The sequence below is a fragment of the Chromohalobacter israelensis DSM 3043 genome (assembly GCF_000055785.1).
Classification (GTDB): domain Bacteria; phylum Pseudomonadota; class Gammaproteobacteria; order Pseudomonadales; family Halomonadaceae; genus Chromohalobacter; species Chromohalobacter israelensis.
Genome location: NC_007963.1, coordinates 3,673,207 through 3,696,649, shown reverse-complemented (window position 1 = coordinate 3,696,649; position 23,443 = coordinate 3,673,207). Strand labels below are relative to the sequence as shown.

The following is a 23,443-nucleotide window of genomic DNA, read 5'->3' as shown; positions in this document are numbered from 1 at the left end:
AACCGGGCCGCCAACCACGGGGACAGATTGTCCACACATCGGGGACGCCAGCATGCCTGTGGACAGATGACGTGTTACCCACAACGACATCGACAGCTTTCCCACGGGACACCCGCAACTTCCCCACACAAAGAGGAACACGCCAACTACATGACATTCTGATCTTTTTTTGGGTTATCCACAAAATTTGTCCCCACCATTAATAACAACATCAGTAGAAAACAAACCTGTAGTAATGGAAGTGGCTGTTGGACGGTGGAAAGCCCCCTTCTCTTCAGCACATGATGATGTCCCCATACCTTCGAGTCTCGAGACGGATCGCGCTCCCCCGGCGAGGGCCGTCGCAAAAAGAGGTGTGGATAAAAGCGCCAGAAAAATTGCACCTGCCCTGGGGATTCACTAGAATTGCCGGTCTTGAGCCGAATACCGCCTGGTGCCAACGTGCCGGGCTCTTCAGTTTCAACCGTTTCCAAACAACCACGTGAGAATTCGCAGCTATGAAACGCACTTTTCAGCCGAGCGTTCTAAAGCGCAAGCGCGTGCACGGTTTCCGTGCTCGCATGGCCACCAAGAACGGCCGCCAGGTGCTGGCTCGCCGTCGCGCCAAGGGCCGCAAGCGTCTGAGCGCCTGATTGAGCAACGAATGTCCGATCAGGGCTTTCCCCGGCGACAGCGTCTGCTTACCGCCGGGGACTATCAGCACGTCTTCGCTCATGCGTCCTTCAAGGTGCACGGCAAGGGCCTTCTGGTGCTTGCGCGCCCCAACGCTCTCGGCTACCCGCGGGTGGGATTCGTATTCAGCAAGAAGAACGTGCGCCGTGCCGTCGACCGTAACCGTCTGAAACGCCTCGTCCGTGAATCCTTTCGCCTCCAGTCACATCGTCTCCCCGCCGTGGACATCATCGTTCTCGCTCGTCGCGGAGTTGATGCACTGGACAATGCTACCCTGCATCGCCAACTGCACGGCATGTGGCGGCGCCTGGAAAAAGACGTTCGCAAGCAGTCGGTCGCGTCCACCCCATCCCCTTGATCGGCCTTTCCCGCCACGCCCGCCGTGTGCGCTCCGCCGGTGGGGATGTGTCGTCAGAATGTTTCACCGGGCAGAATCCTTATGGACGTAAAACGACTCTTACTCGTCATCCCGCTCGCGGTGCTCGCCTATCTGCTGGTCATTCAGTGGAACGCTGATTACGGGCAGAACAATGTCGAACACAGCGCTCCCACCAGCGTGGCGCAAGGTACCACCGATAGCGATGACGCCAGTGAAGGCTTGTCGGCGCCTTCGGCTTCCAACGCCGGCAATAACGCATCGCCAGACAGTGCCGGCATGCCCGGCGAGAAGTCCCAGACCGACGCCAACGGCCTCATCCAGGTGCGTACCGACGTACTGGACCTGCGCATCGATCCGCGCGGCGGCGATGTGGTGTACGCCGCGTTGCCCAAGCACAAGGCGTCTCTGGACAGTGATCAGCCGTTCGTGCTTCTCAGCGACAACAACGTACGCAGCTATGTCGCCAAGTCGGGCCTGCAGCTCGAGGGGCACGAAGGGCGCATTACCTATACCCCCGAGCAGACGGAGTACACCCTCGGCGAGGATCAGGACAGCCTGACCGTCGACCTCAAGGCTGAGGTCAACGGCGTGAACGTCATCAAGCGTTTCGTCTTCGATCGCAATGCATACGCGGTCCATGTCGAATATCGGCTCGACAACGAGAGCCAGACGCCGGTGTCGGCACGCTTCATCGGTCAGCTGGCGCGGGATGACAGCGATGATCCCAGCCAGGGCGTCTCCATGGGCATGAAGTCCTTCCTGGGGGCGACCTTCTCCACGCAAGAAAGCAACTACGAGAAGATCAGCTTCGAGGACATTCGCGACGGCGAATTCAACAACGTCGAATCCGAGGGTGGTTGGGTCGCCATGATCCAGCACTACTTCACCTCGGCGTGGGTGCCGGAGCAGAACCAGGAAAACCTTTACTACGCCAACATCGATTCACGCGATCGCAATGTGGCCGCGTTTGCCGGTCCTTCGCAGCAGATCGCCCCCGGCGAAACGACCCGCATGGCCGCGACGCTCTACATGGGGCCGAAGATCCAGGATCGTCTGGAGGCCATCGCCCCTCATCTGGAGCTGACCGTCGACTTCGGCTGGCTGTGGTTCATCGCCAATCCGCTGTTCTGGCTGCTGGCGAAAATCCATAGCCTGATCGGCAACTGGGGCTGGTCGATCGTGCTGCTCACGGTCATCGTCAAGATCGTGCTGTTCCCGCTGTCCGCCAAGGCGTACAAGTCGATGGCCAAGATGCGCAAGATGGGCCCGGAGATGAAGCGCATCAAGGAACAGTACGGCGACGACCGGCAGAAGATGTCCCAAGAGATGATGAAGTTCTACCAGAAGGAGAAGATCAATCCTCTGGGGGGCTGTCTGCCCATCGTCGTGCAGATGCCGGTATTCATCGCGCTGTACTGGATGTTGCTGGAATCCGTGGAGTTGCGCCACGCTCCCTTCATTCTGTGGATCAACGATCTCTCGGCACAGGATCCCTACTTCATCCTGCCGATCATCATGGGTGCCTCGATGTTCGTGCAGCAGTTGTTGAATCCCACGCCGCCGGACCCGATGCAGGCGAAGATCATGAAGATGCTGCCCGTGGTCTTCACGTTCTTCTTCCTGTGGTTCCCGGCAGGCCTGGTCATCTACTGGATCTGCAACAACGTCATCTCGATCCTTCAGCAGTGGATCATCACGCGCAAGATCGAAGCCGATGGCGAGTCGGGAAAAACGAGTAAAGCCAAGAGCTGACGCTCGCCTCGTTTCCCGTGTCCAGACCCCCGCTTTAGCGGGGGTCTGGCGTTTTTGGCCCATCACCGGGAAAATGCCGGCACGGAGTCGGAGAATCTCATGACCGCCACGCCTCTTTATCGACAAGACACCATCGCCGCGATCGCCACGCCCCCGGGGCGCGGCGGCGTGGGCATCATACGCCTCTCGGGCCCGGCCAGCCGTGACCTCGCGGAACGCATCCTCGGCCACTGCCCGGCACCACGCCACGCCCACTACGGCCCCTTCTACGATGCCGACGCGCAGGTGCTCGACGAAGGCATCGCCCTGTTCTTTCCCGGCCCTCATTCCTTTACCGGTGAGGACGTGCTCGAGCTGCAGGGCCATGGCGGGCCGGTGATCATGGACCTGCTGCTCGCGCGCTGCGTCGCCCTCGGCGCGCGCCTGGCACGCCCCGGCGAATTCTCGGAACGCGCCTTTCTCAACGACAAGCTCGATCTGGCCCAGGCCGAGGCGATCGCCGACTTGATCGACGCCAGCTCCCGAGCTGCCGCCGAAAATGCCCTGCGTTCGCTGCAGGGCGAGTTCTCGACGCGGGTCTCGGCACTCGTCGACAAGCTGATCGAGCTGCGGATGTTCGTCGAAGCCGCCATCGACTTTCCCGAGGAGGAGATCGACTTTCTCGCCGATGGCAAGGTGGCCGCGATGCTTCAGGGTGCCCAGGAGACGCTTGGCGAGGTGCGCGCCGCCGCCGGCCAGGGGGCATTGATGCGCGAGGGCATGAACGTGGTCATCGCCGGGCGTCCGAATGCCGGCAAGTCGAGCCTGCTCAACGCCTTGACCGAGCGCGACAGCGCCATCGTCACCGATATCGAGGGCACCACTCGGGACGTGCTGCGCGAATATATCCACATCGACGGCATGCCGCTGCACGTCATCGATACCGCCGGCTTGCGCGATACGCCGGATGCCATCGAAAAGATCGGCGTGGCGCGTGCCTGGGAGGAAATCGAGAAGGCCGATCGGGTGCTGCTGCTGGTCGATGCGACGACCACGACACAGACCGACCCGATGCAACTCTGGCCCGAATTCGTCGCGCGCCTACCGCATCCCGAGCGCCTCACCCTGGTGCGCAACAAGATCGACGAGAGCGGCGAAACCGAGCAAAGCGACTTATCCACATCCCCTCCGATCGTGCGGCTCTCCGCCAAGACCGGTCTGGGTGTGGATAACCTGAAGGAGCATCTCAAGGCGGTGATGGGCTTCGACGCCACCACCGAAGGACGCTTCTCGGCCCGCCGTCGACATCTCGATGCCCTGGATCGCGCCGGCGACGCCCTCGACAACGGCATCGCCCAGCTACGCGGCCATGGCGCCGGCGAGCTGCTCGCCGAGGACCTGCGCGACGCACAGCAGGCGCTGTCCGAGATCACCGGCGAGTTCACCGCCGATGACCTGCTCGGCGAGATCTTCGGCAGTTTCTGCATCGGGAAATGATACCGCGCGGTGCCCGTCCGGCATCGCCGCCTGGTCTTCGCCGGTCCTGCTTCCATCAGCAAGAATGAATCGATACTGGAATTGGCTTGCCACTCTCCGGGGGTCGGCGTAAGCTATAAACGATAACGAATCTCATTTTTCTTCGTTATGGATTCCGTTCAAACAGCTTGCCAGGACCCGCGACATGCTCGTCCCCTTTCTCATCATGCTGCGCGAGGGGCTCGAAGCCGCTCTGATCGTCGGCATTATCGCCAGTTATCTTCGCCATACCGGGCGCGGTGCCTGGATGCCCGCCGTATGGATCGGCATATTTCTCGCTGCCGCCCTGGCACTGGCGACAGGGGCCGGCCTGCAGTTCGCAAGCGCAGCGTTCCCGCAACGTCAGCAAGAGCTGTTCGAAGCCTTCGTGGGTCTGATTGCCGTGGGCGTGCTGACCTGGATGGTCTTCTGGATGCGTCGCGCCGCCCGCAACATGCGGCGGACACTGACCGGCGCACTCGAGGACGCCTTCACCGGCCGCCGCCATACCCTGGCGTTGATCGGCATGGTCTTTCTGGCCGTGGCCCGCGAAGGCCTGGAGTCCGTATTCTTCCTGCTCGCGGTATTTCAGCAAAGTACCGACCGGTCCGCACCGCTGGGGGCGTTGCTGGGTATCGTCACCTCGGTGGCGGTGGGGCTGGCCCTCTATCGTGGCAGTCTGCGCCTCGACCTCGCACATTTCTTCCGGCTCACGGGCGTTTTCATGCTGCTGGTGGCCGCCGGGCTGCTGGCCGGCTCGGTCAGGGCCCTGCATGAGGCAGGCTGGTGGAATCATGCCCAGCAACGGGTATTCGATCTCAATGAGTGGCTGCCGCTGGACTCACCGCTCGGCGCGATCCTGTCGGGCATCCTCGGGTATCAGCCGGCGCCCACGCTCGGCGAAGCGGTGGTTTATGGCGGCTATCTGCTGGTGACACTGGGGATCTTCTTCCAGCGTGCTCGCCGGAGCTCTCCCGCCGCCCATCGCGCATCGCATGGAGAACCGTCATGAGCCCCGCGCCATTGCCGCCGCCACGCTTCCTGAAATTCGGCGTACTGGTCTCGGCCATGTCGATGTTCGCTGCGCTGGGCGTTTTCGTGATGTCCCTGGAACCGCAAGACGACACGATCGCAGGCCCACGCGTCGTGATCACCGATGCCGGCTGCGAACCCAACGCCCTCGACGTCTCGGCCGGCGAGACGACCTTTACGGTGGTCAATCGCTCCGAGCGCGCCATCGAATGGGAGATCCTCGACGGCGTGATGGTGATCGCGGAGCGCGAGAACATCGCGCCCGGACTCCGACAGCCGCTGACCGCGCGCCTGCCGGCAGGCGACTACCGCATGACCTGCGGCCTGCTGAGCAATCCGCGTGGCACGCTCCACGTGGCCGCCGCCGATGATGCGTCACCGGCCTCCCCTTTGTCGCACAAGGACTTCCTGGGCGCCCTCGCCGAATACAAGGTCTATCTGACACTGCAGAGTCGTCGCCTCATCGACGCCGCCGATACCTTGCATCGGGCCATTGAGGATGGCGACCTGGCGGCAGCCCGTGATGCCTACGCACAGGCACGCCTGATCGACCAGCGTCTGGCGATGGCCACCGGCCTGTTCAGCGATCTCGACCAGCGCCTCAACGCCCGCGCCGAGTATTTCGCTCAGCGGGACGAGGACCCGAACTTCATCGGCTTTCAACGCCTGGCACAAGGGTTGTTCGAGGCGTCCACCACCGCAGGGCTCGCGCCGGTTTCCGCCCAGTTGCGCGACGATGTCCGCACCCTCGCCGAACGCTGGCGACACCAGGCGATCCCGCCCGCGCAATTGGCCAGTGGCAGTGCTCGCGTCCTGGCCGCCTGGCACGACCACGCCATCGATCAGGCGCCGCTGGACGCCCGCGAGCTGCTCGACCTGCGCGGTCTGCTTCAGGGCGCCGACAAGATCGCATCGCTGCTCGGCCCGCTCCTCGAATCACGCGATCCCCAGACACTCTCGCGGCTCACCAGCGAGCTCGCCGCGCTGAAAACGGCGCTCCCCGAGTCCGGCACCGCCGCCGATCGCGACGCGTTGCTGACCGAGACCCGGGCGCTGTCACGAACCCTGAGCGAGATCAATCACACGCTGGCCCTGCAGGGCTGACGTACGTTCCCTTGGCTTCATCACGGTTTAATCGACATGAGTGATCGTTCCGATAACATGCCGCGCTGCCCATTCTCGCTGGATCGGCGGCGTTTCCTGCAAGGCCTCGGCGCCACCGGAACCGGTATTGCCATGGCCGGCTTGAGTACGTCGGCCTGGGCCAGGTCCTGTCCGGCCGACGCTATGCCAGACACCGGCCCTGAGGTGACGAGTGCGCCGACCAGTACCGCCACGACCGACGCCTATCCTTTCCATGGCACTCATCAGCAGGGCATTGTCACGCCGCGCCCGGCCAATGGCATGATCGTCGCCTGCGACGTGCTGGCGCGGGATCGCGACGGGCTCGAGCAATTGCTGCGCACACTCACCGAGCGCATCGCCTTTCTCACCCGAGGCGGCACCTATCCTCAGGGCGATCCACGTTATCCGCCGGCGGATTCCGGCATTCTCGGTCCCACCATCGCGCCGGATGGCCTCACCGTCACCGTCTCCCTCGGCGCCTCGCTGTTCGATGCGCGCTTCGGACTGGCCGACGTCAAGCCGAGGCACCTGCAGCGCATGACCGGCTTCCCCAACGACGCTCTCGACCCATCGCGCTGCCATGGCGACATGTCATTGCAGATCTGCGCCCATACGCACGACACGACCGTGCATGCCCTGCGCGACATCCTCAAGCACACCCCGGGAGGCCTGATGGTGCGCTGGAAGCAGGAAGGCACGGTGCCGGTCATGCCCCCCAGCGACACTGGCCCCACGCCCAGCGCACGCAACTATCTGGGCTTTCGCGACGGTACCGCCAACCCCGACACCGCGGACACGGCCCTGATGGATGCGCTGGTCTGGACAGGCCACGACAGCGAGGAGCCTGCCTGGACCCGGGGTGGCAGCTATCAGGTCGTGCGTCTGATCCGCAATTTCGTCGAACGCTGGGACCGCGCGCCACTGGCCGAGCAGGAAGCCATTTTCGGGCGGCGCAAGGATAGCGGCGCTCCGCTGGCCGGTGGCACCGAGTACGATATCCCCGACTACTCCGACGATCCGGACGGCCAGGTCACCCCTCTGGACGCGCATATCCGTCTGGCCAATCCACGTACGCCAGGCTTCGAGAAGCACCGCATTCTGCGCCGGCCGTTCAACTACTCCAACGCTGTCGAAGCCAACGGTCAGCTCGACATGGGGCTACTGTTCATCGTCTACCAGGCGGATCTGGAGGCCGGTTTCATTACCGTCCAGAAGCGCCTGAACGGCGAGCCACTGGAGGAATACATCAAGCCGGTGGGCGGTGGATACTTCTTCACTCTGCCTGGCGTCATCGACGAAAACGATTTTCTGGGACGCGGACTGCTGGAAGCCGCCGCCTCTCATGCTTGAACACAACGACAGGCGCCCGAAGGCGTCGATCACCACGACCGGGACGGCCTCACCCACGATTCGTCAAAGGAGTCACCGCATGTCAACTCGCTCACTGTTTCTTGCCGCCAGCGCCTTCGGTCTCATGACCTTGCAAGGCACGGTCCAGGCCGATGTCGCCACCGAAGCGTTGGTCGAACCGGTCGCCGACTACAAGCTCTATGTGCTCGACAACCTCGATCGATTCGTCACCCACACGCAAGACTTCACCCAGGCCGTCGAAGCCGGCGACCTGGCACGCGCACAGTCCCTCTACGCGCCGACACGGGTCTATTACGAGCGCATCGAGCCCATCGCCGAATTGTTCGCCGACCTGGACGCCAGCATCGACGCCCGCGAGGACGACTACGAGAAAGGCGTCGAGGATCCCGACTTCACCGGTTTCCACCGTCTCGAGTACGGCCTGTTCGAGCAACGCACCACGCAAGGCTTCGCGCCCTACGCCAAGCGCCTGATGGCCGATGTCAACGATCTCGAGGCGCGCGTGCAGGGGCTGACCTTTCCGCCGGCAACCGTCGTGGGCGGTGCCGCCGCGTTGATGGAAGAGGTGGCCGCGACCAAGGTCAGCGGCGAGGAAGATCGCTACAGCCACACTGACCTGTGGGACTTCCAGGGCAACGTCGACGGCTCGCAGAAGATTTTCGAACTCTTCAAGCCGCTCGTGATCGACGAGGACCCGGCCTTCGTCGAACGCGTCGAAGAAAATTTCGCCGCCGTGGAAGACACCCTCGCCCACTATCGGCAGGATACCGACGACCCGACATCCGGTTTCGTCAGCTACGAACAGGTCAGCGACGAGGACCGGCGTGCCTTCGTCGGTCCGGTGAACCTGCTGGCCGAGGACCTCTCGACCTTGCGTGGCAAGCTCGGTCTGTAACACTTCAGGCCACCGACATGCCTCGGCCATGGGGAGAACGGCCGAGGTCGTGCGGCATGTCATCTCACTCCGGCACCCACCACTGCGAGACATGCGAGGCCGTATCGCCCAGGCAAGACGCGACGCGGGTCAGGCTCGCGTTCAATTGCGTGTCGATGCCCCAGGGAGGATTGAGAAGCAGCATGCCGCTGCCGTACATCCCATGGGTGGCTTCGCCGGGCGGGTGAAGCGTCAGCTCGCTGCGCCATAGCTTGCGGAGGCCGCTGCGCCGAGCGGCCGTCAGCAGGTCATGATGACGACCGCTGGGCAGCAACGGATACCAGATCATCACGATGGCATGACGCACCTTGGCGGCGACGGCTTGCAGAGTAGCCGCGACGTCGGTGTATTCCTGCTTGCGCTCGTAGCTGGGATCGATGAGTGCACAGAATCGCGGCGTGGCGGGTGGCAGCAGCGCACGAATGCCGGCCAGGCCGTCCGCATGCTGACGTCGCGCCTGAGGCGGCAGCACTTGTGCCTCGAGATGGGTCGCTTCGCCTGGATGCAGCTCGAATAACGCCAGGCGATCCTGCTCGCGACAGTCGTTCGCCAGCCACCAGGGCGATCCGGGGTAATGGCTGAGCGTCGATGCCCCGGACTGGGCATCGCCGAGCCGCTCGCACCACGCCGCGAGCAGCGAATCGTCGGCGAGCACCTCGCGTGCCGCCCATACGGCAGCTGCGCCCTGACGATACTCCCGCAAGCGCTGGGTTTCCTCGGCTTCGAGAGGGTAAAGACCACGCCCGGCATGCGTATCGACATACGTAATGGCGGATGACTTACGTAACAAGTACTGGAGGACGGCAAACAGGGTCAAATGCTTGTGCACGTCGGCGAAGTTGCCGGCGTGATAGGCGTGCTGGTAGGCGAGCATGGCAATTCTCGAACATCGTGGCGGGACCATGATACGCCGTTCCCCGCCATACGGGGAAATCGCGCCGCCCCGGGCGAGGCGCAAAGGCCCGGGGCGGCAAGGACGCCGATTCAGCCTTGCTGAGTGACCGGCGTCAGCGTGATTTCGACACGCCGATTCTGCGCGCGGCCGCTTTCGGTATCGTTGCTGGCCACCGGCTGACGTTCGCCGTAGCCAACCGTGTTGATGCGGTTGGCGGCGATGCCTCCCTGGCCGAGGTAGTCGGCAACGGCCTGAGCCCGGCGCTCGGAGAGGCGCTGATTGTAATCGGCGCTACCGGTGCTGTCGGTGTACCCGGCGACGTTGATGCGTGTCTTGGGGTACTCGCGCATGACGGCCGTGGCATCGTTGAGGGCCTGACGCGCGGGCGTCTTCAATGCGCTGGAATCGACGTCGAAGGTCACGCTGCTGGGCATGTTGAGGACGATGTTGTCGCCCTGGCGATCGACGCCGATGCCGGTTCCATCAAGATCCCTGCGCAGCTTTTCTTCCTGGGCATCCATGTAGGCGCCGACCCCACCGCCGATGGCGGCGCCCGCCGCGGCCCCGATCAACGCACGGTCGCGACGGCTGGTGCTGCCGTCGCCGGTCAATGCCCCGGCAACCGCGCCCACGGCGGCCCCAATGCCGGCGCCACCAAAGGTCTTGCCATGATCGCCTTGCTGCTGACCGGTCTGCGTCCCGTTGCTGGCACACCCCGTGACACCGATTGCCAAGGCCAGCGGTACCGCCATCCATATCGAGCGTTGCATGCGTCCTTTCTCCTTACCTTTTCCTGTGAGTGCGTTCCGATGGTTGCGCGTCGTCACGCTGCGTCGCAAAGCGCGAGCAGGTCGTTCAAGAACAACAACCCATGCGGCGATGCCTGCAGGCGTTGCGAGGGATCGCACAACAGCCCCTTGGCATGCGCCTGTTCGAGCCGCGCGTCGAGCAGTGTATCAGCTAGCCCGCTGCGTTCGTGCCAGTAACGGCGTGGCACGCCCTGGGTGAGGCGCAGCGCGTTCATCAAGAATTCCAGCGGCAATTCCTGTTCCTCGAGCGCACGCCGCCCCGCGATGAAACCACGCGGATCCTGGGCACGACGCAGATACGCCTGTGGCTGCCGTACCTTCCAGCGACGCTCGATGGCTAGACTACCGTCCGGCTGCCAGGCACTCAACTTGCCGTGCGCGCCCGCGCCGATGCCCAGGTAATCGCCGAACGTCCAGTAGTTGAGGTTGTGCCGCGCCTGCCGTCCGGGCGTGGCATAGGCGGAAATCTCGTAGCGTTGATAACCTGCGGCCTCGATGCGCGCATGTCCCGCTTCCTGGATATCGCACAGCGTATCCTCGTCGGGCAATCGCGGCGGATGTGAATAGAACTGCGTGTTGGGCTCCAGCGTCAGCTGGTACCAGGAGAGATGATCGGGGGCCAGCGCCAGGGCACGGTCGATATCCGCCAGCGCCAGCGCCTCATCCTGACCGGGCAGCCCATGCATCAGGTCGAGGTTGATGTTATCGAACCCGGCGTGGCGTGCGTCCTGCATGGCCTGGGCGGCTTCCTCGCCGCTGTGGATGCGCCCCAGGACCTCGAGTTGCGGCGCCTGAAAGCTCTGCACTCCCAGCGACAGACGGTTGATGCCCGCCTCACGATAGGCCGCGAAACGGTCATGCTCGACGGTGCCGGGATTGGCTTCCAGAGTGATTTCGATATCCGACGCGAACGGCAGACGCGCACGTATCCCTTGCAGCAAGTGTCGGTACGCATCACCGCTCAACAGACTGGGCGTGCCGCCCCCGACGAAGATGCTCACCAGCTCACGGCCGTCGGCCAGCGCTGCATCCGCGTCCAGGTCGGCGAGCAGGGCCTCGACGTAGGCTGTCTCGGGGAGCGCCCGGTCCGGGTCCATGCCATGGGAGTTGAAATCGCAATACGGACATTTGCGCACGCACCAGGGCACATGCACATACAGGGACAGTGGCGGCAGCGGCATGCTCATGAGGGCGCGGAGAGCTGCGCCAGCAGGGCCTGCATGGCCCTGCCGCGATGGCTGAGTCGGTTCTTGTCCTCGGCGGACAACTCTGCGGCGGTCATGGCGCGCTCGGGCACCCAGAACAGCGAGTCGTAACCGAACCCGCCCTCGCCGCGCGGATATGCCAATACTTCGCCTTCCCAGGCACATTGCACGATGCGCGGGACCGGGTCCTCGGCATGCCGCAGATACACCAGCACGCACCAGAAGCGGGCGCCGCGCTGGCCTTCCGGAACGTCCTTGAGCGCCTCCAGCAGCTTGCGATTGTTGGCGGCATCATCGGAGGGCTCACCCGCGAAGCGGGCCGATCGAATCCCCGGCGCGCCCTGCAAGGCATCAACCTCGAGTCCCGAATCGTCGGCCAAGGCGGGCAAACCACTCACTCGAGACGCTTCGCGCGCCTTGAGCAGGGCATTCTCGACGAAGGTCAGGCCGGTTTCCTCGACCTCGGTGACAGCGAAGTCACGCTGCGGACGCACCTCGAGGCCTAGCGGGGCCAGCAGGCTCTGGAATTCACGCAGCTTGCCGGTGTTGCCGCTGGCCAACACCAGCGTGTCTTGATCCGCCATCATGCTTTCTCCTTATCACTCGGACGCTCATTCTACGAGTAACCCACCGGTCGGGAAACCATCTCGGGCGCTAATTAATAACACATAAAAAACAATAACTTATATTATCAGATGAGATTTTTCATACCTTCGTTCCATATTCCACCTAATCCAAAGGAACGGTACGGCTGAATTTTCTCTGCACCACATCGGCACACTCTCATCGGTCCTTCGAGGGTGCACCGTCAACACCTTGATACCATTTATAAATTGAAATTAGTTATAAAAAACCAAAGTTGATATTCGATTAAGTTTCCCTCATGACGACGTTACTTCTATTTACAAAGTACGTGACCCGGATAACTCTTGAAGACAACTCGGCATGATACCCGCCATAAGAAAGTCGGGAGCCGCCATGACAACACGCATGACAACGGGGATAACTCGCATGAGCTTGGAAAACGCAAGGGTTCTGATGGTGACCGACTGCAACCCTCAGTCACAGCTGTTCATCGACTATGTCCGCCAGCAACTCGATTGCCAGGTATCCGCGCTGAGCACGCAGGAAAGTTTCGTGCCGCCGGCCGACCGCAAGGTCGTCGTGCTCCTGGATGCCGACCACGTCGATGAAAACTGCATGCATCTGTGGAACAGCCGTGCCAGCGAAAGCCCGGAAATGATTCTCGCCGCTTTCAACCTCCGTGACGACGAGCATGCGGCGGAATTATTGATAAGCCTCCACCTGCAGGGCGTCTTCTATCGTCAGGACAATTTGCTGCTGATCTGCAAGGGCATCGCCAAGCTGCTCGAAGGCGACCTGTGGATGTCGCGCAATCTCATGACGCGTCTGATCGATTTCTATCGCCGCCAACAGCTCAATGCCTATCGCCCGGTGTGCGGCTTGACGCACCGCGAGCTGGAAATCATCGGACTGTTGGGGACTGGCGCCTCCAATACCGAAATTGCCGATCAACTCTTCGTCAGCGAGCATACCGTCAAGTCGCACCTTTACAACATCTTCCGCAAGATCAAGGTCCACAACCGCATACAGGCCATGAACTGGGCACGCCAGAATCTCGGTGCCCCGCCGATGACCTCGTTGCGCAGCGCTCGCAAGGCGCGCACGTCGTGAACGCGGCGTTTCATGCGTCGTCGTGCCCACACGACTGAGCATGCAGGCATAAAAAAAGCCGCTCCCGAAGAGCGGCTCAATGTCATGAGACCCACATCGTTCACTCACGCCATGAGTGCACATGGTTACCCTGAACAGACGTAGAACAGGATGTCGCGAGAATGTGACGAACGCGTGTCGACCACACGACATTGCGATGACATGCGCGAGTCGAACTTCAACGAAGCTGAATACGCTCCTGGATCATCGACACCAGCGTGAGATTGGCGTCCGGTGCCGTGGTATCGAGATGCACCAGGTGACTCAGTTCGTCGTCGACGAAAGGCTCGAAGCGTGCCAGCTGACGTTCGAGCACCTCGAGGCCCGCCTCCGACGGATCGCCGCCGCGCTGGGCCCGTTTCTCGATGCGCGCACGCAAGGTCTGGGTATCGGCCTCGAAGCTCACCATCAGCACGGCCAGCCCGCGTCGTTCGGCTTCGAAGCACAGCTGCGCACGCTGAGCGCGTGTCAGACAGGTGGCATCGACGCAGGCCGGCAGACCCGACTCCAGCAGGATGCCCGCCAGCTCGGCCAGGCGCGCATAGGTACGCTCGCTCGCCTGGGGCGTGTAGATATCGCCTCCCGCTCGCGTATCGGCCTGGGCCTCGAAGCCATACAGCCGCTTGCGTTCGATATCCGAGCGCACTCGTACGCCCCCCAGGCGACGCACCATCTCGCCGGTGAAACGGCTCTTGCCGCTGCCGGAAACCCCGACCCCGACCACCAGGTACGGAAAGCGAAACTCGCTGTAGCGCTCGGCCAAGGCCATGTAGCAGTGGTAATCCGCCAGCACGGCCTCGCGCTCCTCGGGCGTCAACTGCTCCTGGTGATAATGCAGGAGCGCCACCTTGACGCGTACCAAGGCACGGTACAGCTTGTAATAGGCCAGCAGGCGTACCAGTTCGTAATCGCCGGAGAGTTCCAGATAGCGATTGAGGACATGGTTGGCATAGGCCTGCTCGCCACGTGCCTCGAGATCCATCAACAAGAATGCCAGCTCGCAGCCGACATCGTTCCAGCGCAGCTCGGCGTTGAACTCCAGCCCGTCGAACAGCAGCGCGCGTCCCTCGAAATGCACCGCGTTGCCGAGATGGATATCGCCATGGGTTTCGCGCACGTAGCCCTCGCGCCAGCGCCGCTCGAATTCGTGTTCGAGCCGCGCGAAGCTATCCAGGCTCCAGGTCTCGAGACGCGATAGTCGCTCACGTTCCTCCTGTCCCTCGAGACGCGCCTCGATCAAGCGAAACTCACGGTCCAGGGTCCGCCGCACGGTATCCGGCGAGCCCAGTTGACTGTCCCCGCTCACCCGCGGCGCCTCCTCGTGGAAGGCCACCAGTTGCGCGACGAGATCGTCGAGCAGTTCCTCGGACAACTCGCCGCTGGCCTGCAAGGTGCTGAACAAGTGACGATTGCTGAATTGACGCATCTTGACCGCGTACTCGAACGGCGTACCGCTCCCTCCCAGGCTCGGCGCCTCGGGCGTACCGGTGATCGCGACCGTGTCGAGGTACAACGCCGGGGCAAGGCGACGGTTGAGACGCACCTCCTGCTCGCAGAGCCGGCGCCGTTTTTCCAGCGTGGAAAAGTCCAGAAAGCTGCCGAAATCCAGCGGTTTCTTGATCTTGTAGGCATAGTCCCCCGTGAGGATGACCCATGAAACATGCGTCTCGTACACCTCGATCCGGCTCACCGGATGGTCGAATCCCCGGCCCTGGCGCAATGCCTCGATCAATGCCTGGCTCACTGAGCGTTCCCCCGCGTCCCGTCGTTCCATTGCCCGTTCATCCGCCACCTCAGGCGTTCTCGAGCGTCGCCAATACCTGCTCGGCGGCATCCAGCGTGGCCTGGATATCGTCGGGCGTGTGCGCGCTGGACATGAAGCCCGCCTCGAACGGTGACGGCGCAAGATAGACGCCGTGTTCGAGCATGCCGAGGAAGAAACGCCGGAAGGTATCGGCGTTGCAGGCCGTCGCTTGCGCGAAATTATCGACACGTTGCTGGGCGGTGAAGAAGACCCCGAACATGCCACCCGCACGTTGCGTGATCAGGTCGACACCGGCCTCCCGAGCACGGGCTTCCAGGCCGTCGCAGAGGGTTGCCACGCGTTCGGCGAGCGCGTCGTGAAAGCCCGGCTGGCGAATCTTCTCCAGCAGCGCGATACCGGCGGCCATGGCCAGCGGATTGCCGGCCAGCGTGCCTGCCTGGTAAATCGGTCCCAGCGGCGAGAGCTGCTCCATGATCTCGCGCGTGCCGCCGAAGGCGCCCACCGGCATGCCGCCGCCGACGATCTTGCCCAGGCAGGTCAAATCCGGGGTGACGCCGAAATGCGCCTGAGCGCCGCCCAGCGCCACGCGAAAGCCGGTCATCACCTCGTCGAAGATCAAGACGCTGCCATGCACATCGCAGATCTCGCGCAATCCCTTGAGGAAGTCGGGCTGCGGCGGAATGCAGTTCATGTTGCCCGCCACCGGTTCGACGATGATACCGGCGATCTCGTCGCCCAGTTCGGCGAAACACGCGCGTACCGCGTCCAGGTCGTTGTAGGGCAGCGTCACGGTGTGTTCGGCCAGGGACGCGGGCACACCGGGCGAGCTGGGCTCGCCGTGGGTCAGCGCGCCGGAACCGGCCTTGACCAGCAGCGAGTCGGAGTGCCCGTGGTAGTTGCCCTCGAACTTGACGATCTTGTCACGGCCGGTATGGCCGCGCGCCAGGCGGATCGCCGACATGGTGGCCTCGGTGCCCGAGTTGACCATGCGCACCATGTCGATCGACGGCATGATCTCGCAGATCAACTCCGCCATGCGCGTCTCGATGGCGGTCGGCGTGCCGAAGGACAAGCCATCGTCGAGACGGCTGCGGACCGCACCCAGCACGTCGGGATCGGCGTGGCCGGTGATCAGCGGCCCCCAGGAGCCGACGTAATCGATATAGCGCTGCCCTTCGACATCGTAGAGATAAGCCCCCTGGGCGCGTTCCACGAAGACCGGCGCGCGTTCCATGCCCTTGAAGGCACGCACGGGGGAATTCACACCGCCGGGGATGTGACGGCAAGCCTGCTCGAAGAGTTGTGCGGACGTGGTCATGACTTCCTCTGGCTGTGTGTGGCTAAGATAACGTGTCGCAAAAGAAACTGTGGATAACTCTCTGGACAGGTCGAACAACTCGCCGCTCGACTCTGTGGATAAATCAGTGCTGTGCCGTGTCGCCGAGACTCGCCTGCAATGCCCTGACGGCAGCGGCGGGATCACCGGCACCGAAGACGGCATGCACGGTGGCCAGCAGGTCCGCCCCGGCCTCACGGGCTAGACGCATAGTGTGGACGTCGAGCCCCCCGATCGCCACACGCGGCAGGCCGAAACGTGCCGCCTCGCCGAGCAGGTCGAGGGAGGCCGGCGGTGCCTCCGGCTTGGTGCGCGAGGCGAAGAAGCGACCGAAAGCCAGGTAACTGGCGCCTTCGGCCGCCGCGCGCTCGGCCAGATCCAGGCGCGCATGACAGGTGGCGCCGATGATCGCCTCGTCGCCCAGGGCTTGACGTGCATCACGCAGCGAGCCATCCCGCTGGCCGAGATGCAAACCGACATGCGACCCGACGCGTGACCGCAGACGCGCCGCCAGGGCGATATCGTCATTGACGATCAACGGCACGCCGGCCGCATGGCAACGCGCGGCCAGCCCCGAGGCCTGACGCCAGCGCTTGCCCGCGTCCGCCGACTTGTCGCGATACTGCAAAAGCGCCAGTCCCGCCTCGAGGGCTCGCTCGCATGCCGCAAACAGATGAGCGTCATCGGGCAGCAGCGTCGCATCGGTGATGGCGTAAATGCCGCGTGTCCAATCCGGCGTCCGGTTCATGTCGCCTCGCTTTCGAAAGGCGGCAGCCGCCACAGGCGATCGGGCAAGGCCTGGCCGCGTCCCGGTCGCTGGGCGTGCACCAGGCTGTCCCAGGCCACGCGCTGTGCCTGACCGCAGGCCTCGATCAACGACTCGCCGCATGCCAGCCGCGCCGCCAGCGACGCCGCCAGGGTACAGCCCGAACCGTGATACTCCCCCGCCAGGCGCGGCCAGCGCCATTGGCGACTATTGTCGGGAGTATGCAGGGTGTGGACAACCTCATCGCGGCGGCGCGCGTCGGGGTCTTCCTCCCAGGCGTCGGCCCCGGTCACCAGGATCGCCTGCGCGCCCAGCGACATCAGTTCCACGACCCGATCCACCTCACCGCCGGTGGCGGTACTCAGGCGCATCAGTTCCTGGCGGTTGGGCGTCAGCATGTCGACCAGCGGCAGCAGCTGTTCGCGCAACAGTGGCACGCAGTCGTCGGGGGCCATCGCCGCACCGCCCCCCGCCCGCAGCACCGGGTCGACGACCAGGGGCAGGTTGGGATGGGCCCGCGCCACGGCGATGACCGCCTCCAGGGACGCGCGATCGGCGACCAGGCCCACCTTGATGGCACTGATCTCGATATCGGCGAACAATGCCTCACAGGCGCTTTCTATGCTCTCCCGCGAGCACGGCATGACGCGCCGCACGTCGCGCGTGGTCTGTACCGTCAAGGCGGTAGGGACCGTCAACGGCCAGCCACCGCAAGCGCGAATGGCCTCGGCGTCGGCGGTCAATCCCGCCCCGCCCGTCGGATCGTGACCGGCCAGCACCAGGACCGCCGGCAGCGTCGGGACAGCCATCAAAACGGCTTGAGCACGACGAGCAGGATGATGACCACGAGCAGCAGCGTGGGAATGCCATTGAAGGCCCGGAAGAACGTCGCGCTCTTGTGGCAGCGTTCGGCCGCGAATTGCTTGAGATAGGCCAGACACACGTGGTGATAACCGATCAGGCCGGCCACCAGCAGCAACTTGGCATAGAACCACTCGTCATCCATGAAGCCCGGCACCAGATAAAGCAACAACCCGCCGAAGACGACCGCCACGATCATCGAGGGCAGCATGATGCCCTTGTAGAGACGCCGCTCCATGTTCAGGAAATACGCCATCACCTGGGTCTCTCCCCGGTCGCGTGCATCGGCATGGTAGGCAAACAATCGAGGCAGGTAGAACAGCGCCGCGAACCAGGTCACGACGGCGATGAGATGCAGCGATAAGATCCATTGATACATGGTGACTCCTCAATGCCAGCCCCTGCCCACACCGCCGGACACAGCGTCCGCGAATGAAGACATTCCTCGCTGGGGATCATTTGTAACGGTAGTAGTTCTCGATGGCGTCGCGGGTGATGATACCCGAAATCTTGCGGATGAGGGGCGCCGTGGTGTGCTCGACATACAGGACATCGACCCCCTGTTTGTTGAGCTGTTCGAAGGCTTCGGAGAGCGTCGCCTGCAGGGCGATCGGTGCCATGTCGACCCGCTGGCCGGGAATCTCCAGCAGGTCGAAACGCGTCTCGTCCTGCCACTGCTCGTCGAGCATCAGGCGTGCCAGTCCGGCGGCCTTGAGACCCACGGGGGGCTTGCCGTCCTCGCGCGTGATCACCAGCCAGGTCGGCTTCCCGGCAAGCAGCTCCTGAGCCTGGGCCCGCGTCAGTATGCGCGGCGCGCGGGCCACGCTGCGCTCCATGACGGCCGGTACCGCGACCCGCGACAGGGCCTGCATCAAGGGGCGTTGCAGGGGATGAAGTCCCTGGCTGTCCAGCGTCGAGATGAAGAACCCCGAGCAGTGATACCCCTGGCGCGACACCAGAACCGCGATCACCACCGCCAGCATGCCCGGCAGCAGGATGCTCGAGTTGTGGGTCAGTTCCAGCAATGCCATCAGCGCCGCCAGAGGCGCCTGCAGCACGGCCCCCATCATGGCCGCCATGCCCAGCAACGAAAAGACCACCGGCGAGGATGCCAGACCCGGCAGCAGGGTCGCCCACAGCAGTCCGCACAGCGTGCCGAAGGCCGCGCCCGCCACCAGGATCGGCCCGATGATGCTCACCGGCACGCCGAAGGCGATGGCCAGGGCCGTCAGCGCCAGTTTGCCCAGCGCCACGACGATCAGGACATCCAGGGCCGGCTCACCGACGAGCATGCGCTCCAGCGAGTCATAGCCCATGCCTTGCACCTGGGGATACCACCAGGCCACTGCGCCCACCGCCAGGCCCACTGCCAGAAAGCGCCCCCATACCGGCCAGCGCGTCTGCCAGGTCGCCGGTTTGGCGAGACGCACGAACGCCCCCGCCACCAGACCGATCAGCAACGCCGTGACGGCGATCCAGGGCAGATCGAACAACGACGCCAGTTGCACGCTGGGCACCGAGAAGGCGGGCTGCGAACCGTAGACCAGTTGCGAGACCACGGCGCCGGTGGTCGACGCGAGAATCACCGGCATGAAGCCGGTGATGGTGTACTCCATCATCACCACTTCCATGGCGAAGATGACCCCGGCGATGGGCGTATTGAACGAGGCCGCGATACCCGCGGCGGTACCGCAGCCGACCAGTACCCGGAGACTGTTGTGCGGCAGGCGCATGGTCTGACCGATCCAGCTCGAAGCCGCCGCGCCGAGATGGATCGCCGGCCCTTCACGCCCCGCGGAAAGACCGCCCAGCAGAGCGACGAGCCCGACCCACCACTGGGTCATCCAGTTGCGCAACGGCATCTTGCCCTGATGGTAGGTGAGACGCTCGATGACATGGCCGATGCCGATCTTGCCGGCACCGTTCGGCATGCGCCACAGCCACACGCCGATCAGCCCCACGGCCATCAGCGGCAGCACGACGCGCACCGGGCCCGCGAGGCGCTCGAACGCCTCGGGATCGCCGCCCGGCATGAAAGCCAGTGCCCCCAGCTCCAGCAGCCCCCGGAATCCCACCATCAAGCCGCCGGTCAACACCCCCGAGAGCACACCCAGCACGCAAAGCTGCGGCAAGGCATCGACGCTTGCCAGGCGACGGCGGAAACTTTCCAGGCTGGGCCGTTTGAACATGGCGCGAAAGCGGGGCGATGGCACACTGATCTCCCTGTGAGCGGTCGATCTCCGCCGGGGCAAAGGGGCAGCGGTGCGGCCAGGCCCCAGCGTGAGCGCGCCACCCATCGGTGGCGCGATGCTCTATCATACACCTTAGCGCTTGTGGATAGGCAGCGTCCGCCCCGTCGACGATGCCGCGAAGACAACGCCGTGAATGCAAAGTTGACCGTTTTGCTTGGTCTTCACGATAATAGGCATCCATATGCCATACGATGGATTCAAGGAGGGCCACCCATGAGCGGGGCTGAATCGTTCGTCCCGGCGCCCATGTACTTGACCGATGCCGCCGCCCAACGTCTGGGCGCCCTGGTCGAGGAAGAGGGCAATCCGGGGCTCAAGTTGCGCGTCTACGTCACCGGAGGAGGCTGTTCCGGCTTCCAGTACGGTTTCGACTTCGCCGATACCGTCGGCGACGAAGACACCATCATCGAGAATGGCACGGCCTCGATGGTCGTCGATGCACTGTCCTACCAGTACCTGGTGGGGTCGACGGTGGACTTCGAGGAAGGTCTCGCCGGCGCGCGTTTCATCATCAAGAACCCCAACGCCACATCCACTTGTGGCTGCGGCGCGTCGTTCGCCGTCTAAACGTCGCCCATGCCTGTCGGGCGTCCGTCTCGCGGATGCCCTCTTACCTCCCCCAGCGTTCCCCGCACCGCCACTTGACGCCCCCCGCGGGACTCGTCAATGTAGAAACGGTCCCATCAACAACACCAATCGGGGAACAACATGAAACACCTACCGCTTCGCCTTTCCGCGCTCGCCCTGGCCATGGGCATCGGCGGCACCGCCCTCGCCCAGGAGACACCGACACTCGCCGTGGCGACCGACCCCAGCTTCGTGCCCTTCGAGATGATGGACGAAGAGAGCGGCGAGATGGTCGGGTTCGATATCGACATCATCAATACCATTGCCGATCGGGCCGGCTTCGAGGTCGACCTCAACACCATGGACTTCAACGGCATCATCCCCGCCGTGCAGACCGGTAACGTCGATATCGCCATCGCCGGCATCACCATCACCGACGAGCGCAGCGAGATCGTCGATTTTTCCGACCCGTACTACGACAGCGGTCTGCGCATCCTGGTCCCCAGCAGCAATGACGACGTCGAGGAAATCGACGACCTCGAAGGCATGCGCATCGGCACCAAGATCGGTTCCACCAGCTACGATTACCTGCAGGAAGAACTCGGCGAGGACGCCGAGATCACGCCGTATCCGGGCAGCGCCGACATGTACATGGCACTGATGGGGGGCAGCGTCGATGCCGTCTTCTACGACGCGCCCAACGTCGGCTACTTCGCCCAGACCAAGGGCGAAGGCAGGACCAAGGTCGTCGGGCCGCTCTACGAAGGCCAGCAATACGGCATCGCCTTCGTCAAGGGCAGCAAGTGGGTAGAGCCCGCCAACGAAGCGCTCAGCGAGATGCGCGAAGACGGCACCTACGACGAAATCTACCAGAAGTGGTTCGGCAAGGCGCCCGACGCCGAATAAGCGCATCAGTACCCTTCCAGGGGGCCGGGTGGCCGATCGCCCGGCCCCTTTTCATGAGCACTACATCCACCGTAAGCGTCGTCGCCTCGTTGCGGCCGCACGCCGAGGCGCGACCCTGGAGACACTTTCGTGGACGTCAACTTCCAGTTCGACTGGCAGGCGGCCATCGCCTCCATTCCACACCTGCTGACCGGGATCCCCTGGACGCTGCTGATCTCGTTCGGCGGCCTGGCCATCGGTTTCGTCATCGGCATCATCTTCGGCTTGCTGCGCATCAACCCTCTGCGCGTGCTGCGCTGGCCCGCCATCGCCTATATCGAAGTGTTCCGTGGCACACCGGTACTCGTGCAGGTGCTGTTCATCTTCTATGGCCTGCCGCAACTGCTGGGCGGACCGATCAATGCGGTAGTGGCGGGCATCGCCGCCATCGCCCTCAACGCCGGCGCCTACATCTCGGAAATCGTGCGTGGCGGGGTGCAGTCGATCGAAAAGGGCCAGCGCGAAGCAGGACTATCGCTGGGCCTGTCGCGCATCGACACGTTCCGCTACATCATCTGGCCACAAGCCTTGCGCCGCATGATCCCCGCATTGGGCAACCAGGGCATCGTCAGCATCAAGGACACGTCGCTGTTCTCGGTCATCGGCGTCGGTGAGCTGGTGCGCCAGGGACAGGTCTACATCGCCACCACGTTCACCGCCCTGGAAGTCTATTTCATGGTCGCCATGCTGTATCTGGTGATCACCCTGAGTCTCTCTACCGCCTTGCGTCTGCTCGAACGCAAGGGTCTGGTCGGACAATGAGGCGCCCATCATGAGTGATAACGCACAAGCTTCCGCCGCGCCGATCGTGCAGTTGGAGAAGGTCAACAAATACTTCGGCAAGCTGCACGTGATGCAGGACATCGATCTCGAGATCACCCCCGGCGAGGTGGTCGTCATCATCGGCGCCAGCGGCTCCGGGAAATCCACGTTCATCCGCTGCGTCAACGGCCTGGAAGAGTTCCAGTCCGGCCGTATCATCGTCGATGGCAACGAACTCACACCGTACGGCAAGGGGGGCAAATCGCTGCAGACCATCCGGACCGAGGTCGGCATGGTCTTCCAGCAGTTCAACCTGTTTCCGCATCTGTCGGTACGGGCCAACGTCACGCTGGCCCCCACCCGGGTCCGCGGTCTGGACGATGCCCAGGCATCCAAAATCGCGGACCGCCTTCTCGAACGGGTCGGCATCAGCGATCAGGCCGACAAGTACCCCGGGCAGCTCTCAGGGGGCCAACAACAGCGTGTCGCCCTGGCCCGCGCCCTGGCGATGGAACCGCGCCTGATGCTGTTCGATGAGCCCACCTCGGCACTCGATCCAGAAATGATCGGCGAGGTACTCGATGCCATGCGCGAACTGGCCAGCGAAGGCATGACCATGATGATCGTCACCCACGAGATGGGCTTCGCCCGCGAGGTCGCCGATCGCGTCATCTTCGTCCACGCCGGACGCATCGTCGAACAGGGCTCGCCCAGCCAGGTCTTCGACCATCCCCAGCACGAGCGCACCCAGGCCTTCCTCTCCCGCGTGCTCAAGCACTGACCTTTT

Annotated in this window: 23 protein-coding genes; 13 read left to right on the top strand and 10 right to left on the bottom strand. The window is 63.6% G+C overall.

The window, feature by feature from the left end:
* Window positions 1-497: 497 nt before the first annotated feature.
* From rpmH to efeO (CSAL_RS16770), 8 genes are all read left to right on the top strand, one after another.
* Window positions 498-632 (top strand): 50S ribosomal protein L34, encoded by a 135-nt coding sequence (rpmH, locus tag CSAL_RS16805; protein ID WP_011508608.1) that lies wholly within the window; start codon window positions 498-500, stop codon window positions 630-632.
* Window positions 633-643: 11 nt separating this feature from the next.
* A complete protein-coding gene (rnpA, locus tag CSAL_RS16800; RefSeq protein WP_011508607.1) occupies window positions 644-1,030 on the top strand; it encodes a ribonuclease P protein component in 387 nt (128 codons plus the stop codon).
* A gap of 81 nt (window positions 1,031-1,111) precedes the next feature.
* The gene (yidC, locus tag CSAL_RS16795; RefSeq protein WP_043558747.1) at window positions 1,112-2,803 is read left to right on the top strand and encodes a membrane protein insertase YidC; all 1,692 of its coding nucleotides are present in this window, start codon (window positions 1,112-1,114) and stop codon (window positions 2,801-2,803) included.
* A gap of 99 nt (window positions 2,804-2,902) precedes the next feature.
* The gene (mnmE, locus tag CSAL_RS16790) at window positions 2,903-4,279 is read left to right on the top strand and encodes a tRNA uridine-5-carboxymethylaminomethyl(34) synthesis GTPase MnmE (RefSeq protein ID WP_011508605.1); all 1,377 of its coding nucleotides are present in this window, start codon (window positions 2,903-2,905) and stop codon (window positions 4,277-4,279) included.
* Between the two features lie 184 nt (window positions 4,280-4,463).
* Window positions 4,464-5,309 carry an iron uptake transporter permease EfeU gene (efeU, locus tag CSAL_RS16785; protein ID WP_011508604.1) on the top strand — a complete coding sequence of 282 codons (846 nt, stop codon included), beginning with the start codon at window positions 4,464-4,466 and terminating at the stop codon, window positions 5,307-5,309.
* Window positions 5,306-6,433, top strand: coding sequence for an iron uptake system protein EfeO (gene efeO / locus CSAL_RS16780; protein ID WP_011508603.1), 1,128 nt, complete (start codon window positions 5,306-5,308; stop codon window positions 6,431-6,433). The genes efeU and efeO (CSAL_RS16780) overlap by 4 nt, the downstream gene beginning before the upstream one ends.
* Window positions 6,434-6,469: 36 nt before the next feature.
* On the top strand, window positions 6,470-7,804 hold the full coding sequence (efeB, locus tag CSAL_RS16775; RefSeq protein ID WP_011508602.1) for an iron uptake transporter deferrochelatase/peroxidase subunit: 1,335 nt from the start codon (window positions 6,470-6,472) through the stop codon (window positions 7,802-7,804).
* A gap of 79 nt (window positions 7,805-7,883) precedes the next feature.
* Window positions 7,884-8,720 carry an iron uptake system protein EfeO gene (efeO, locus tag CSAL_RS16770; protein WP_011508601.1) on the top strand — a complete coding sequence of 279 codons (837 nt, stop codon included), beginning with the start codon at window positions 7,884-7,886 and terminating at the stop codon, window positions 8,718-8,720.
* Window positions 8,721-8,784: 64 nt separating this feature from the next.
* On the opposite strand, the gene CSAL_RS16765 is transcribed toward efeO (CSAL_RS16770), so the two are convergent.
* The 4 genes from CSAL_RS16765 to rdgB form a co-directional block, all read right to left on the bottom strand.
* Window positions 8,785-9,633: a 23S rRNA (adenine(2030)-N(6))-methyltransferase RlmJ gene (locus CSAL_RS16765; RefSeq protein WP_043558744.1), complete on the bottom strand. Its 849-nt coding sequence runs from the start codon at window positions 9,631-9,633 to the stop codon at window positions 8,785-8,787.
* Window positions 9,634-9,743: 110 nt separating this feature from the next.
* Window positions 9,744-10,424, bottom strand: coding sequence for a YiaD family glycine zipper/OmpA-like lipoprotein (locus CSAL_RS16760; protein ID WP_011508599.1), 681 nt, complete (start codon window positions 10,422-10,424; stop codon window positions 9,744-9,746).
* Window positions 10,425-10,477: 53 nt separating this feature from the next.
* Window positions 10,478-11,650, bottom strand: coding sequence for a radical SAM family heme chaperone HemW (hemW, locus tag CSAL_RS16755; RefSeq protein ID WP_011508598.1), 1,173 nt, complete (start codon window positions 11,648-11,650; stop codon window positions 10,478-10,480).
* Entirely contained in the window at window positions 11,647-12,252 is a 606-nt protein-coding gene (gene rdgB, locus CSAL_RS16750) for an RdgB/HAM1 family non-canonical purine NTP pyrophosphatase (RefSeq protein ID WP_011508597.1), read from the bottom strand. The genes hemW and rdgB overlap by 4 nt, the downstream gene beginning before the upstream one ends.
* Before the next feature lie 427 nt (window positions 12,253-12,679).
* On the opposite strand from rdgB, the gene CSAL_RS16745 reads away from it, so the two are divergent.
* Complete coding sequence (locus CSAL_RS16745; protein ID WP_035414086.1) at window positions 12,680-13,363, top strand: LuxR C-terminal-related transcriptional regulator; 684 nt, start codon at window positions 12,680-12,682, stop codon at window positions 13,361-13,363.
* A 217-nt stretch (window positions 13,364-13,580) separates the two neighbouring features.
* Here the strand turns inward: CSAL_RS16745 and CSAL_RS16740 are convergent, their stop codons facing one another.
* The 6 genes from CSAL_RS16740 to CSAL_RS16715 form a co-directional block, all read right to left on the bottom strand.
* Window positions 13,581-15,176, bottom strand: coding sequence for a bifunctional aminoglycoside phosphotransferase/ATP-binding protein (locus tag CSAL_RS16740; RefSeq protein WP_043558739.1), 1,596 nt, complete (start codon window positions 15,174-15,176; stop codon window positions 13,581-13,583).
* Between the two features lie 19 nt (window positions 15,177-15,195).
* Window positions 15,196-16,485, bottom strand: a complete 1,290-nt coding sequence (hemL, locus tag CSAL_RS16735; protein WP_011508594.1) for a glutamate-1-semialdehyde 2,1-aminomutase — start codon at window positions 16,483-16,485, stop codon at window positions 15,196-15,198.
* Window positions 16,486-16,588: 103 nt separating this feature from the next.
* Complete coding sequence (gene thiE, locus CSAL_RS16730; protein ID WP_011508593.1) at window positions 16,589-17,251, bottom strand: thiamine phosphate synthase; 663 nt, start codon at window positions 17,249-17,251, stop codon at window positions 16,589-16,591.
* A complete protein-coding gene (gene thiD, locus CSAL_RS16725; protein WP_011508592.1) occupies window positions 17,248-18,078 on the bottom strand; it encodes a bifunctional hydroxymethylpyrimidine kinase/phosphomethylpyrimidine kinase in 831 nt (276 codons plus the stop codon). The genes thiE and thiD overlap by 4 nt, the downstream gene beginning before the upstream one ends.
* Entirely contained in the window at window positions 18,078-18,509 is a 432-nt protein-coding gene (gene hemJ / locus CSAL_RS16720) for a protoporphyrinogen oxidase HemJ (protein WP_011508591.1), read from the bottom strand. Before hemJ ends, thiD begins: the two co-directional genes overlap by 1 nt.
* Before the next feature lie 76 nt (window positions 18,510-18,585).
* Window positions 18,586-20,319, bottom strand: a complete 1,734-nt coding sequence (locus CSAL_RS16715; RefSeq protein WP_043558734.1) for a chloride channel protein — start codon at window positions 20,317-20,319, stop codon at window positions 18,586-18,588.
* 276 nt (window positions 20,320-20,595) lie between these two features.
* Between CSAL_RS16715 and erpA the strand changes: the two genes are divergently transcribed.
* The 4 genes from erpA (at window position 20,596) to CSAL_RS16695 (ending at window position 23,437) form a co-directional block, all read left to right on the top strand.
* A complete protein-coding gene (erpA, locus tag CSAL_RS16710; protein ID WP_011508589.1) occupies window positions 20,596-20,949 on the top strand; it encodes an iron-sulfur cluster insertion protein ErpA in 354 nt (117 codons plus the stop codon).
* A gap of 141 nt (window positions 20,950-21,090) precedes the next feature.
* A complete protein-coding gene (locus CSAL_RS16705; RefSeq protein WP_011508588.1) occupies window positions 21,091-21,855 on the top strand; it encodes a transporter substrate-binding domain-containing protein in 765 nt (254 codons plus the stop codon).
* A gap of 129 nt (window positions 21,856-21,984) precedes the next feature.
* Window positions 21,985-22,656 (top strand): amino acid ABC transporter permease, encoded by a 672-nt coding sequence (locus tag CSAL_RS16700; protein ID WP_011508587.1) that lies wholly within the window; start codon window positions 21,985-21,987, stop codon window positions 22,654-22,656.
* 10 nt (window positions 22,657-22,666) lie between these two features.
* Window positions 22,667-23,437 (top strand): amino acid ABC transporter ATP-binding protein, encoded by a 771-nt coding sequence (locus CSAL_RS16695; protein ID WP_011508586.1) that lies wholly within the window; start codon window positions 22,667-22,669, stop codon window positions 23,435-23,437.
* Window positions 23,438-23,443: the final 6 nt, after the last annotated feature.